The sequence below is a fragment of the Nitrincola tibetensis genome (assembly GCF_003284585.1).
GTDB lineage: Bacteria > Pseudomonadota > Gammaproteobacteria > Pseudomonadales > Balneatricaceae > Nitrincola > Nitrincola tibetensis.
This window is the reverse complement of record NZ_QKRX01000006.1, coordinates 95,371-108,126: the sequence shown is the minus strand read 5'-3', so window position 1 is coordinate 108,126 and position 12,756 is coordinate 95,371. Positions and strand designations below refer to the sequence as shown.

Annotated in this window: 11 protein-coding genes; 6 read left to right on the top strand and 5 right to left on the bottom strand. The window is 45.9% G+C overall.

The window, feature by feature from the left end; translation table 11 throughout:
- Positions 1-59 precede the first annotated feature (59 nt).
- Positions 60-839: an acetoin reductase gene (locus DN062_RS09635; protein ID WP_112159126.1), complete on the bottom strand. Its 780-nt coding sequence runs from the start codon at positions 837-839 to the stop codon at positions 60-62.
- Positions 840-920: 81 nt separating this feature from the next.
- The gene (locus tag DN062_RS09630) at positions 921-2,735 is read right to left on the bottom strand and encodes an NAD(P)/FAD-dependent oxidoreductase (RefSeq protein ID WP_112159125.1); all 1,815 of its coding nucleotides are present in this window, start codon (positions 2,733-2,735) and stop codon (positions 921-923) included.
- A gap of 394 nt (positions 2,736-3,129) precedes the next feature.
- Here DN062_RS09630 and DN062_RS09625 point away from each other — a divergent pair, with 394 nt between their 5' ends.
- Complete coding sequence (locus DN062_RS09625) at positions 3,130-5,112, top strand: sigma-54-dependent Fis family transcriptional regulator (RefSeq protein WP_112159124.1); 1,983 nt, start codon at positions 3,130-3,132, stop codon at positions 5,110-5,112.
- Positions 5,113-5,127: 15 nt separating this feature from the next.
- On the opposite strand, the gene DN062_RS09620 is transcribed toward DN062_RS09625, so the two are convergent.
- Together DN062_RS09620 and DN062_RS09615 are read right to left on the bottom strand one after the other, a co-directional pair.
- On the bottom strand, positions 5,128-7,068 hold the full coding sequence (locus DN062_RS09620) for a M48 family metallopeptidase (RefSeq protein ID WP_112159123.1): 1,941 nt from the start codon (positions 7,066-7,068) through the stop codon (positions 5,128-5,130).
- Between the two features lie 29 nt (positions 7,069-7,097).
- Positions 7,098-7,694 (bottom strand): LemA family protein, encoded by a 597-nt coding sequence (locus DN062_RS09615; protein WP_112159122.1) that lies wholly within the window; start codon positions 7,692-7,694, stop codon positions 7,098-7,100.
- Positions 7,695-7,890: 196 nt separating this feature from the next.
- On the opposite strand from DN062_RS09615, the gene DN062_RS09610 reads away from it, so the two are divergent.
- The 3 genes from DN062_RS09610 (at position 7,891) to DN062_RS09600 (ending at position 10,126) form a co-directional block, all read left to right on the top strand.
- Positions 7,891-8,925, top strand: a complete 1,035-nt coding sequence (locus DN062_RS09610; RefSeq protein ID WP_205126700.1) for an NAD(P)H-dependent flavin oxidoreductase — start codon at positions 7,891-7,893, stop codon at positions 8,923-8,925.
- Positions 8,926-9,026: 101 nt separating this feature from the next.
- Positions 9,027-9,272, top strand: coding sequence for a GNAT family N-acetyltransferase (locus DN062_RS09605; protein ID WP_112159120.1), 246 nt, complete (start codon positions 9,027-9,029; stop codon positions 9,270-9,272).
- 8 nt (positions 9,273-9,280) lie between these two features.
- The gene (locus DN062_RS09600) at positions 9,281-10,126 is read left to right on the top strand and encodes an MOSC domain-containing protein (protein WP_112159119.1); all 846 of its coding nucleotides are present in this window, start codon (positions 9,281-9,283) and stop codon (positions 10,124-10,126) included.
- Here DN062_RS09600 and DN062_RS09595 read toward each other — a convergent pair.
- Positions 10,109-10,573 carry an EVE domain-containing protein gene (locus DN062_RS09595; protein ID WP_112159118.1) on the bottom strand — a complete coding sequence of 155 codons (465 nt, stop codon included), beginning with the start codon at positions 10,571-10,573 and terminating at the stop codon, positions 10,109-10,111. The two genes, DN062_RS09600 and DN062_RS09595, sit on opposite strands and share 18 nt — an antisense overlap.
- A gap of 137 nt (positions 10,574-10,710) precedes the next feature.
- Here DN062_RS09595 and DN062_RS09590 point away from each other — a divergent pair, with 137 nt between their 5' ends.
- Both DN062_RS09590 and DN062_RS09585 read left to right on the top strand, forming a co-directional pair.
- Entirely contained in the window at positions 10,711-11,100 is a 390-nt protein-coding gene (locus DN062_RS09590) for a response regulator (protein ID WP_112159117.1), read from the top strand.
- Positions 11,093-12,742, top strand: a complete 1,650-nt coding sequence (locus DN062_RS09585; RefSeq protein WP_112159116.1) for a GGDEF domain-containing response regulator — start codon at positions 11,093-11,095, stop codon at positions 12,740-12,742. Before DN062_RS09590 ends, DN062_RS09585 begins: the two co-directional genes overlap by 8 nt.
- Positions 12,743-12,756 lie beyond the last annotated feature (14 nt).

Below are 12,756 nucleotides of genomic sequence, written 5' to 3'. Positions count from 1 at the left end.
AGAAGAGCCGCCAGCAACGGCTGGCGGCATTCGTCAACGGGACGACATGCTAGCCTTTCTTAACGAAAAACAATGCCGCCATCAATTAAGGGTGCTTGACCTGTCATATAGTCGGAGTCTGGGCCGGCAAGATAGGAGACAAAACTTGCCACATCTTCAGGCGTTTGTGCACGGCCAAGAGCAATGCCGTTGACATACTTTTTATAGGTTTCACCCTCTGCTGCGCCAGTGATCTCAGCGAAGCGCTTATCAATCTCGACCCACATATCCGTGCCAACGACACCGGGACAGTAAGCGTTGACGGTTATACCTTGGCTCGCATATTCCAATGCTGCCGCTTGAGTTAAAGCCCGCACGGCAAATTTAGTTGACGAGTATACGCCCAACAGGGCAAAACCATTATGGCCTGCGATTGAAGACGCATTGATAATTTTGCCTTTTTGTTTGCGTTGGATAAACTTTTTTGCTGCAGCCTGAATACCCCAGAGCGTGCCATCCACATTGATTTTCTGAATTTTATCCAACTCTTCCTGTGTGACATCCGCAATCGCTTGAACTTGAGCGATACCCGCGTTATTAACGATGATATCGAACCCACCCAGTGTTTTCTCCGCATGTTCGATAGCCGCATAAACTTGTTCGCGGTCGCTGACATCCGCTTTAAAAGTAGAGGCTTTGCGTCCTAAGGCCTCTACTTCCTGAGCGACTTCACGCATTTTATCTTCGTTTAGATCAACGATAGCGATATCTGCACCGTCTTTTGCTAAACGCAGGGCTATTGCACGTCCAATACCTTGACCAGCACCTGTGACCAACGCCACTTTACCTTGAATCGACATACTATATTCCTTACTGATGTAATTGAAATCATCCAATCGGAAGACCTCTTAAACTCTTCTCAGGTAACCCCAAACCATCTTCTAATTCAGATGGTAAACAGGTTCCATGCCATAAACAGGCGTGTCGATTCCTTCCATTCGCGCTTTTATCTGTAAGGATAGGTATTGAGAGTAGTGCCGAGATTGATGTAGGTTGCCACCATGGAACCACAGCGCTTCTTGGTGCGTGGGTTTCCACATATTGCGCAGTTCGCCTTCCCAGGGACCTGGATCTTTCGCGGTGTTGGAACCCATGCCCCAGCATTTCCCTACTTTATCGGCAACTTCTTGCGAGATAATCTTCGCTGCCCAACCATTCATCGACCCATAGCCTGTAGCATAGACAATTAAGTCGGCATCTAGTTCCGTACCATCGGTTAGCACCACTGATTTGGGGTTGATGCGTTCGATTGATACGCCTGCTTTTAATTTTATATCGCCGTTGGCCACTAAATCAGATGCACCGACATCAATGTAATAGCCTGATCCACGGCGTAGGTACTTCATAAATAGGCCAGATCCATCTTCACCAAAATCGAGCATAAATCCAGCATCGGTTAAGCGCTGATAAAACTCTGCATCCTTTTCTGCAACCGCTTCATAGGCAGGTATATGAAACTGCGGCATAATTTCAAAGGGAATGGAGGCAAAGGTGAGGTCTGCTTTGTAGGTCGTCATCCCATTTTCAACCGCCTCCTCCGAATAAAGCCCCCCTAACACCAGCTCCATTAGCGAATCCGATTTGATGATATGAGTCGAAGAACGTTGAATCATGGTGACATCGGCGTCGTTTTCCCAAAGCGCACAGCAGATATCGTGGGCAGAATTATTGGCACCAAGAACAATGCATTTTTTCCCTTTGTAAGTCTCGCCACCGGGATGTTGACTGGAGTGATGTTGCTCCCCTTCAAAACTGTCCATGCCCGGTATGTTGGGGATATTGGGAATGCCCGACATACCCGTTGCTAAAACCAGTTGTTTGGGATGAAGCGTCAGTTTTTCACCGTCTCGATCAACTTCTACCGTCCATTCTTGTCTTTCCTCATCGAATTTTGCTTGGGTGCAGCGTGTGGAGCCCCAGTAATTCAATTCCATGACTTTGGTGTACATTTCCAACCAATCACCGATTTTGTCTTTTGGAGTAAAGACAGGCCAGTTTTCAGGAAAAGGGATATACGGCATGTGGTCATACCAAATGGGATCGTGCAGCGAGAGAGATTTGTAGCGATTGCGCCAGGTATCGCCGGGCTTCGGCAATGCATCAATAATAATGGTCGGGACATCAAGCTGGCGAAGCCGAGCGCCTAAGCCGATACCACCTTGACCACCCCCTATGATTAGACAGTAAGGTTGCTCGCTATAGCCAAGTGTTGCCTCTTCATGCTGACGTTTTTCTAACCAGGTTTGGCGACTCTTACTCGCGCCATGTTCTGCACCTTTCGGGCGTAATTTATTGCGTTTTTCTGGGTAGTCTTTTAACTCAACCATGGTGGTTAAAAATGTCCATGCAAGGCCATTGCGCAATCGTAGATAGCCTCGCCCTTTTGCCACTTTTGTTTCAAAGGAGATCCAGGCTTCGACGACCCCATTTGCTTCGGTAGCATCCTCTTCCAGACGCCAATTACTCGGAGTAGCTGTTGCTTGAGTTGCCGCAATCATGTCACGGATGGCGGCTCGGCCTGAGAGTGTTTTAATGTTCCAAGTAAACGCGACTAGGTCTCGCCAATGCCCCTCTTCTTCAAATAATTGAGCGGCTTCGGTAGGTGTGTTGGAGCTTAGGGCTGTGGATAATTTCTCGATCCACGCGGCGGCAGCAAGTGTCGGTTCATGGGTTGGGGTGAGTGAGGTATGTGTCATAAATCTCTCCAGTGCAGACTATTGTTTTTGTAACTGCGTTAACACCAACGTTTGCGCTTAGATCAGGTGTTCCTGAGCAATGTTGATAAGAGAGATAGAGCAGCAAATGTGCCAGAGTGTATGCACAAAACTGTATTTAATTTTATTTGTTTGATTTATATAGATTTAAAAATAATCTTTAAAGATTAGTGAGCAGATTGGCAGAAGCATTGGTTCGCGTATGTCGTTACACCTGTAACCTGTTGGCGTTGCATCTGTAACGCGATATTGAGCTTAACTTTACAGGTGTAACGTGGCCAAATTAAGGCGCTAAAGAAGTATAGAAAGCACACTTGTTCAAGAGTAAACTCGAAAATACCCTGAAATAAAAATAATAGTCGTGAATGAGGGAAACATGAGTATCTCAAGTCAGCGTCGTCATATTGACACGATACTTAGCTATGGCGGCTATCAGTCCGCGCATAAAAGCTACTCGCCCACACACGAGATGATTGGACGCTCGTGGAAACGATGTTTGAGCGATTATGGTTTGGATCCCTGCCAACCGAGACCTGCCCGGATAGTAACGCACCAAACCCTGCGTGAGCATCAGGACTCTGTCGATGAGTTTTTGAATGTGGCACGAGCCGGTGTCGAACAATTGTATGCTCAGGTTGCAAGCCTTGGTTATGTGTTGCTATTGAGCGATTACCGGGGCATCACGGTTCAGTTTTTAGGTGATCAGCGCGATGAGCGTTTACATAAGGCAGGATTGTATCTGGGTGCAGACTGGAGTGAGCAATATGCTGGCACGTCTGCGGTGGGCACTTGTATCCAAGAGCAAAAAGCGCTGACGTGTCATCGGGTTGATCATTTCGACAGCTCCCATATTCGTTTAACCTGCACCGCCGCCCCGATCAAAGACCCATCGGGACAACTTTTAGCCGTTCTGGATATTTCGGCCTTAAACTCATCTCGCACACCAGAAAGCCAAAATTTTGCATTGCATCTGACTCAGCTCTACGCTCGCTTGATAGAAGACGTCTATTTCTTAAGACGTTATCGCCATCATTTAGTGTTTAAATGCGATCAATCGCGAGAGTTGGTGCAAGTCAGTGGGCAGTTGTTATTTGCTCTGGATGAAGAAGGTCATGTTTTGGCGGCGAACACCATCGCTCGAGACTTGCTGGTTCAGCTGCAAAAAATGGATCAGCCGAATCTTTTCTTACCGGAGCTGCTTGAGTGTCAATGGCAAGATATTTTAGCCATTAACCACTGCAGTGAGGGTACACGCTCATTTCGAGTGCAGGGCACACAACAAACCCTGTTCGGCACCCTTATTGAACCTAAATCACGCACATCGAGCCTACTTAACCCTTCAACTAGGGTTATTCAACAAGATGAATCGGTTCCAGTGTTGGACCGCTTGTGTGCTGATGACCCTGCCATGCGCCAAACCATCAGCTTGGCGAAGCGCCTACGAAACAAAGAGGTGAGTTTACTTATTCTTGGTGAGACAGGCACGGGTAAAGAGGTGCTTGCTCAGGCAATTCATGCGTCGAGTCATAGAGCAAAGCATGCATTTATGGCGGTCAATTGTGCAGCTATTCCTGAGTCACTGATTGAAAGTGAGTTGTTTGGTTATGCACCGGGCACATTTACGGGAGGCCGTTCGAAAGGTGCGAAAGGGCTGATTCAGCAGGCCAATGGCGGCACGTTATTTTTAGATGAAATTGGTGATATGCCTTTACCGTTGCAAACACGTTTACTTCGAGTGTTAGCCGAAGGACAAGTCATGCCTTTAGGGGCGCTAGAACCCGTTGATGTCGATATTCGAGTATTGGCGGCGACTCACTGTAATCTTCAAAAACTGATTACTGAAGGTCGTTTTCGTGAAGACTTATTCTATCGACTCAACGGTGCGACACTGACACTGCCCTCGTTGAAAGCACGAGCCGACAAGCAGTATCTTATCCAAACCTTAATGAAACAGATTAACTCGACTTTGCGACTGCGTGCGGACGCTGTGAGCGCACTATTGGCTTACTCTTGGCCGGGCAACATAAGACAACTGGTGAATGCTTTGACCTTTGCTGAAGCCATCTGCGAGGGCGATGAAATTACCGTTCACCATTTACCCAAAGACATTACCTTGCATCCGCCAGAATGGCCCGCATTAATTGGCACGAACCACATCGCTTCAGAGCTTTTTTCTAGTGAAGATATCGACAGTCACACGAAAAACTATGCGAAAAACTCAGAGCAAGAACGGTTGTTGAGCCTATTACGGCAGCAGCGTTGGAATATTTCGGCGGTAGCTAAACACCTCGGTGTATCGCGCCCTACGATCTATCGGCGTATTAAAAAACTGAAAATACCTATGCCTAAAGATGCGTAAAGAGCGAAACAACAACTAGATGAGTAATGGAGGTAGAGGGCAATCCAGGCACTCTGCGATCGCTCTTAATAACTCTGCTTCAGCGGTAGTAATCACATCATCATGACTGGCACAGATCACTAAGGCACGAAGGATGGCGGGTTTATCCAACGGACGTAAATGTGAAAGTTTTTCTAAGTCCGATTCAAGCTGCTTTATTTTGGGTCGTGCGTCAGGTTGATAACGCATGGGAAAATTAAGGCTTTGCATGGCCTGATGAAACGCAGCTTCTGCATCTTCATCATTTTTATGGCCAACGTTTGCGATCAAACAGACAAGTCGACTGATTTCAGCACGTGTTTCCGTTGGTAAATAGCGTTTTGCTGAGCGCGGTACACCTCGAATGTGGCGGGTAACGATGGTTTTGATTGACCATTCGAAAAGCGAGGTACGATTATCTGCGGCAATTAAGAGTTCTAAGCAGGTTTTAAATGTTTCATATTGCTCATCCGAGAGTTGTTTTAGTGCCGGTAGGCTGATTTCAACGAGTGGTAGTCTGAACTCTGCCGTTAGAGAAAGTAATTTGGGTAAGTAAGCCTCTAACGCTTTAAAGGTATCGGGATGCGCTTCTTTTCGTAACTGATCGAGTTGTTGCTCTTGTATCCTTTTGTCCTGACTCATCAGTAAACCATAAATGAGCGCCCTTGCAGAGAAAGGTTCATGAGCCGCGCTTAACAGGTCTGAATCAAATGTGTCCAATATACGTCTCGCATACGCAAGGTGCTCAGGTGTTGGGTCCGCCATTCCTGCCATGGCTTGATTTAGCGCGATTTGCGCACTGAAATTTTGGGGCTTGGCTGTGGATACAAATCCAGTGGTCGTAAAGGTCGATGCAGGCCGAGTATCGTCAGTGATAATGTGAGTGGGTGTGGTAAATGATCCTTTCCATCGTGGCTCAACACGCTTGATGCGATCTTCTAAGGGAGGGTGTGTAGAGAACCAGTCACTAAAGCCATTGCTGAGATGTTGGCTAAAAAACATATGACTGAATTCTTCTGCGCGCGGATTATTAAAACTCGAGCCGGATACATGACCACCAATTTTCTTTAAGGCACCGGAAATACCAAGAGGATTGCGGGTGTATTGAACCGCAGAGGCATCGGCTAGAAACTCACGTTGGCGACTGACGGCGGCTTTAATCAAATTCCCGAAAAAGGAGCCTGCAAAACCCACGATCATCAACCCCAGTCCCAACACCATCAAGAAAGCGACACTGTTATTCTTATTGGAAGTGCGTGCTATGGGACGATATCGTAGAGAACGCACAATAAATCGTCCAATCATCCCTATCAGTAAAATGCCATATAGCATTGAAATTAAACGGATATTAAGGCGCATATCGCCGTGAAGTATATGGCTAAACTCATGGGCTACGACGCCTTGTAATTCATCCCGTGTCAGGAGTTGTATAGAGCCACGGGTAATGCCAATCACTGCATCTTGGGGACGATAGCCTGCCGCAAACGCATTGATTGCATCGTCTTCAATTAGGTAGACCGGTGGCACAGGAATACCCGATGCCAGTGCCATTTCTTCGACGATATTGAGGATGCGCTCTTCTTCGGTATTGAGCGTTGCCGTATTGAGTAAGCGTCCTCCCATTGCTTCTGCAATAGCCTGCCCCCCTTTAGTCAATTGTGCACGCCGGAACAAACTGCCTAAAAGGATAACGCCGATAACGGCGACTGTTAGGGTGATCAGTAATTGGAGATTTTCTGGTGATAAAAGACTAGGCAAAGCGGAAGGATTGTTAGTCGCTTGGGATAACACCTCACCTGTTCCGCCTTCTGCAAAGTACATTAGCAATCCGATGACCAGTGTTAAACTGATAATAAGACTGCCGACGCCAAGCGCAAATAAAAAGACCAGTTGCAATGTTTTACGTTTGGCACGTTCCTGGTGCTCAAAGAAATTCATAACAAACCCTCACCTTTATCTTCAGACACTTAAAAGGAGACTTTAGGTGCTGCTTGGATTGAGGCGCTGTCTTCAAATACGAGTAATGATGCATCCGCTGCATGACCAAAGGTCGCTGCTAATAAGGTCTGTGGAAAACTCTGCTTGTATGTGTTGTAGGCCATAACCGCATCATTAAAAGCTTGGCGTGAAAAAGAAACCTTATTTTCGGTACTGATGAGCTCTTCAGACAATTGGCGCATGTTTTCAGACGCTTTTAAATCAGGATAAGCCTCCATCGTAATATTTAAGCTACCAAGGGCACTTTTTAACGCGCCTTCTGAGCTCATGAGCTGAGTAAGAGCGGCGGCACTACCCGGGTTCGCAGCGGCGGCTTGTAAGCTAGCTAAGGCTGTGTTCCGAGCAGAAATAACGGCTTCAAGCGTTTCGCGTTCATGTTTCATATACCCTTTTGCTGTCTCGACTAAGTTGGGGATCAGATCGTAACGGCGTTTTAATTGGACCTCTATTTGCGCAAAGGCATTTTCGAAACGATTTTTTAGTGCAACTAAACGGTTGAAGATGCCGATGGTATAGAACACAAGAAGTGCAATAACGGCAATAATAATGATTGATGAAATATCCATATTCAAAACCCTATGATAAGTTGGTTGTGCTAAGTCTAGTCTAAATTAATTTTGACAGCTTGCCCGATTGTAAAAGTTTAAAGGGTTCAGATGAAGTGCTAATTGTACTCTTAGAGGTTGAAAGAGTATAAGAACACTTGAAAGTGATCATTATTTAAAACGGCGAAACACACCTGGACTCAAAGAGGACCTGCATGTGAAGGTAACAGAGCTATTTAATATCAAATACCCGATTCTCCAAGCGCCTATGGCGGGCGTTCAAGGCAGTGAACTTGCCATTGCCGTGGCTCAAGCGGGTGGATTAGGAGCATTGCCCTGTGCGATGTTAACGCCTGAGGCGATTAAACGAGAACTTCATACCATCCGGATGGCAACGACGTCACCTATTAACGTGAATTTTTTCTGCCACCAAGCACCCTCGCCAGATGTCGTACAAGAAGACCTGTGGCGTTCGGCGTTACGTCCTTATTATTTGGAGTTAGGGCTTGACCCTGATGCCATTCCTGAGGTGCCAGGGCGTCGGCCTTTTGATGCTGAAGCCTGTGATGTCTTAAGTGAGTTTGAACCAGAAGTGGTGAGCTTTCACTTTGGTCTGCCAAATGAGCAATTGCTTAACCGTATCCGTGGCTGGGGAGGAAAAATCATCTCTTCAGCGACAACCTTAGAGGAGGCAATTTGGTTACAAGCCAAGGGGGTTGATGCCATCATCGCACAGGGTCTAGAAGCAGGTGGGCATAGGGCAATGTTTTTGACCGATGATGTGACACAGCAAAAAGGCCTATTCTCGTTGTTGCCACAATTGCTTGAGCACACATCGATTCCTATTATTGCTGCAGGGGGGATTGCCAGCCCGAAAGCGGTTCGTGCCGCTCTGACCATGGGGGCAGCAGGTGTTCAAGTCGGAACAGCCTATTTGCTGTGTCCTGAAGCCAAAACGACACCTGTGCATCGACAAGTTTTAAAAAGCTCAGCGGCTGATCATACGGCATTGACCCGTCTTTTTTCAGGACGACCTGCACGTGGCATCGTGAATCGTATTATGCGTGAATTGGGACCTTTATCGTCATTGCCCCCTGCTTTTCCGTTGGCGAGCACAGCGATAGCCCCTCTGAGATCGGCATCAGAAGCCCTTAACAATGCTGACTTTACTCCACTTTGGGCGGGTCAGAATGTGACGGGTTGCCAAGAAATCGCCGCTGGTGAACTGACTCACTGGTTAGCGAGCGATTGATACATAACCCTTCTTGCGGATGGGGTTTGTAAGAAGGGTTGTCCCAATACTGCATAGACCTTAGTTCCTCTTGTTGTCATTTTTAAATTGAGGTTATTGAGATGGTAAAACATCAACCTGAAAAAAGCCGATTTGTCTGGGTTGAAGACAATCTAGAATCCGTCTTAGAGTATGAAGTCACTGGGTCATCAATTGATTTCACGCGTACCTATGTACCCAATGAGCTGCGAGGACGAAAAATTGCAGAAACACTGGTCTATGCAGGTTTAGAATGGGCAAGATCAAATGATTATCAACTATCAGCGAGCTGTTGGTATGTGGATAAGTTTATTAAACGGACTTATTAGGGGGCACTGTGTCGAGTCTGTTTGTAAGTGATATCGTGATATATCCGGTTAAATCCTGTGCACCGCTGAGCGTTGACCGTGCATGGGCTGACTATAAAGGTCTTAATGCAGATCGCCGTTATATGCTAGTGGATAAAGACGGCCTGTTTATCACAGCGCGTAAGTATCCTAAATTAACACGTTTGTTGGCGACGCCTACTGAGACGGGTTTAGTGCTTTCGGCTGTGGATAAAGACAGCCTATCGTTAGTGATTAATGAGTTTTCAGAGACGTACGCTGAGGTTAAGGTCTGGGGACAAGTTGTTTCTGCGCAAAAGTGCAGCGATGAAGCGGACCAATGGCTGAGTGAGTTTTTGCAGATTGACTGTCAGTTGGTTTATTTTGGTGAGCTAACTCGTCGTCCTGTGAAGGATGTCGAAACATCTGAAGTCAGTTTTGCCGACGGCTATCCCCTGCTTCTGGCTACGGAATCATCCCATCAATGGCTGCAAGAACGTTGCCCTGCTCCATTTGATATACATCAGTTTCGGCCTAATCTTGTGATCACAGGGAATCTGCCATTTGCAGAGGATCAGTGGTTGCATGTTAAGATTGGTGAAGCCGAGTTTGCCGTTCATTCCCCTTGCGAACGTTGCAAATTGATTACATTACCCGTTGGATCAGAAAGCTTTAATTCTTTGCAAGAGCCTTTGCGCACCTTAAGCCAATACCGTCGTTTAGAGTCAGGCGGCGCTATTTTTGGTCAAAATCTAGTGGTTATTAAGCCTGGTTTGATTACAAAAGGGGCATCTGTGGAGGTTCTTTCTTATAAAGCGGCGCCTGAATTGAAAGCACCTTCAACGCCCCGTAGCTAAGTTTAGAACTGCATGAAACATACTGGCTGAGAGCGGCATGACGGATAAACGATTGCCGGGTTTAACCAACGGGCAGTCGTTTAACTCGGTGAGTGTCTTTAGGTTTTTTAATGTTAAAACGTCATTAAACTCTTCAATGAAACGCATATCCACTGCTTGCCATCGAGGTTCGTTTTCAGTGCTTTTTTGATCGTAATAGACAGATGTTGGATCAAACTGGGTGGGATCCGGATAGGCTGTTTTTGTCACTTCAACGATGCCCGCCACGCCTATTTGCTTGCAGCTCGAATGATAAACGAGAACTCTATCTTTTAGCTGCATTTTGGCTAGATAATTACGTGCTTGATAGTTACGAACCCCATCCCAGCGCAGCGGGGTATCGGGCGTATTTGCAAAATCTCTGATGCTACACTCATCCGGTTCTGTTTTTGCAAGCCAGTAGTTCATTTTCATGCGCCTTGTAGTGAACTCATTATACGTCTTTACTATTGTAAATATTTGGTCTTGTTTCATCTAGGGTATAAGAAAAACGTGTTCATATGTGCTAACTTTACTCAAAGGTTGAAATATATAAGGCCGATAACATGAACACGTTAGAAAGAGTTCTGTATGTTGAAGATGACTGCGATATTCGTGAAATTGCCACTTTAGCCTTACAAGATGTAGGAGGACTCACAGTCAAAGTCTGTGAATCTGGCGCTAAAGCATTGTTAGAAGTAGATGATTTCGCCCCACAGCTTATTTTACTGGATGTGATGATGCCCGGTATGGATGGTCCTGAAACCTTAGAAGCCATGCGCAGTCAAGGGTCGGTTACCGATCAAACAGCAGTCGCGTTTATGACAGCAAAAGTCTATCCTGATGAGTTACTTAGATATCGACAGCTTGGTGTTACACAGGTTATAGCTAAACCTTTTGACCCTATGACACTTGCTGATGAGGTTAGAGGTATTTGGGATACTTTCAATGATTAAGGCTTCGTCCAATTCGCTTACAGCCCGTTTGGAAACACTCCGAATAGCTTATAATAAACGCCTAAAAATCGATTTTGAGGAGTTAGCTATACTTGTTGATCGACTGACAGAAGACTCATCTAATGCCGAATATCTTAAAAAATTACATTCGTGTTTTCATAAAATGGCAGGCTCAGCTGGAACGTTTGGTTTTCAGCAGCTTGGACATAAGGTAAGAGAATATGAGTATTTTCTCGCTGAGGCCCTTAAAAAGCCGCAGGCATTGCAAGTAACATTTCCATTCGCAGACTGGCTTGAACATTTACGTAATGCGGCGCTAGCGGATGAAAAGTGTAATTCATCAGTTGGTATTGAGACAAATCAGTCTTATTCTGCTATCGCCAAACCTCTTATCTGGTTAGTTGAACGAGATGCAATCTTACAGGAGTATTTAACTCATCAACTGCAAAGTTTTGGCTTCTCTGTGAAGTCCTTTCATGATGCTTTGCAGATAGAAAATGGCACAGAAAAATTGCCAGATTGCATTCTAGTCGATCACCACGGAAGTCAAGCGGAGACTCTCTTCTCAGATCCTGTGCTATTTTGGCAGGAGTGCTTTAAGTTGGTTGATTGCCCTATTCTTTTTATGGGGGCCGAAGAGAGCTTTACCGCGCGTTTGAATGCACTTCGCAGCGGAGGTCAAGGATACTTTGTTAAACCTTTAGACATGATCAAACTGACCTCATTTTTGGCGCAGTTGATTAAACCCGAAAAGGTTGAGCCTGAGCGGCTCTTAATTGTTGAGGATGATCAAGAACTGGCTCGACACTGTCAATCATATCTTGAGCAGGCGGGCATGCAAGTCGTTTGCCTTGATCATCCACAAGCGCTCTTTGAAACAGTGAGTAATTTTAATCCAGACTTAATTTTGATGGATCTTTGGTTGCCTGATGTCAGTGGTGCAGAGATGGCCTCTTTACTCAGGCAAGTAGATCGTTGGGCACATATGCCGGTGATTTATCTATCGGCTGAGTCTAATGTTCATCTTCGTCATCAAGCCTTACTCATGGGTGGAGATGCATTTGTAGAAAAGCCACTTGATATGGAGTTTCTGGTTCGTTTGTGTCAAGACAGAGTTCGTAGGGCCCGGCAATTAAAACAAACCCAGAATCAAGACAGTCTCACAGGCCTGCTTAAACATGCCAGTATTAAAGAGGCTTTACAAAATCATTGGGAGTATGTTCAGAGGCAACCCCAAGTGTTCAGCGTTGTGATGCTGGATATAGACCATTTTAAAAGCGTGAATGATACCTATGGTCATGCAGTTGGTGACCTAGTGATAGCAGCGGTGGGAACATTATTGCGTCAGCGCTTTCGTAACACGGATAAGCTAGGTCGTTATGGTGGTGAAGAGTTCACACTAGTGCTAATTGATTGTACCGCTGAGAATGCTATGAGCATGGTGAACGCCCTGCGTGAGGCGTTTGCGACTATTCAGTTTACAGTCAATGGTCAGCATTTTTCCTGTACGCTTTCTGCTGGTGTTGTTGACAATCATTTGTTTCCTGATGATAGTCCCGAAGCACTGCTTGAGCGAGCGGATAATGCACTGTACAAAGCTAAACATACAGGTCGGAACCGTGTGTGTTTAGCTATAGAGTAAAGTAGTTTCTTACA

What these genes read in the sequence shown, in the direction of transcription:
- DN062_RS09635 (WP_112159126.1), bottom strand. Translation starts at nt 839, where the DNA reads ATGTCGATTCAAGGTAAAGTGGCGTTGGTCACAGGTGCTGGTCAAGGT.
- DN062_RS09630 (WP_112159125.1), bottom strand. Translation starts at nt 2,735, where the DNA reads ATGACACATACCTCACTCACCCCAACCCATGAACCGACACTTGCTGCC.
- DN062_RS09625 (WP_112159124.1), top strand. Translation starts at nt 3,130, where the DNA reads ATGAGTATCTCAAGTCAGCGTCGTCATATTGACACGATACTTAGCTAT.
- DN062_RS09620 (WP_112159123.1), bottom strand. Translation starts at nt 7,068, where the DNA reads ATGAATTTCTTTGAGCACCAGGAACGTGCCAAACGTAAAACATTGCAA.
- DN062_RS09615 (WP_112159122.1), bottom strand. Translation starts at nt 7,694, where the DNA reads ATGGATATTTCATCAATCATTATTATTGCCGTTATTGCACTTCTTGTG.
- DN062_RS09605 (WP_112159120.1), top strand. Translation starts at nt 9,027, where the DNA reads ATGGTAAAACATCAACCTGAAAAAAGCCGATTTGTCTGGGTTGAAGAC.
- DN062_RS09595 (WP_112159118.1), bottom strand. Translation starts at nt 10,573, where the DNA reads ATGAACTACTGGCTTGCAAAAACAGAACCGGATGAGTGTAGCATCAGA.
- DN062_RS09590 (WP_112159117.1), top strand. Translation starts at nt 10,711, where the DNA reads ATGAACACGTTAGAAAGAGTTCTGTATGTTGAAGATGACTGCGATATT.
- DN062_RS09585 (WP_112159116.1), top strand. Translation starts at nt 11,093, where the DNA reads ATGATTAAGGCTTCGTCCAATTCGCTTACAGCCCGTTTGGAAACACTC.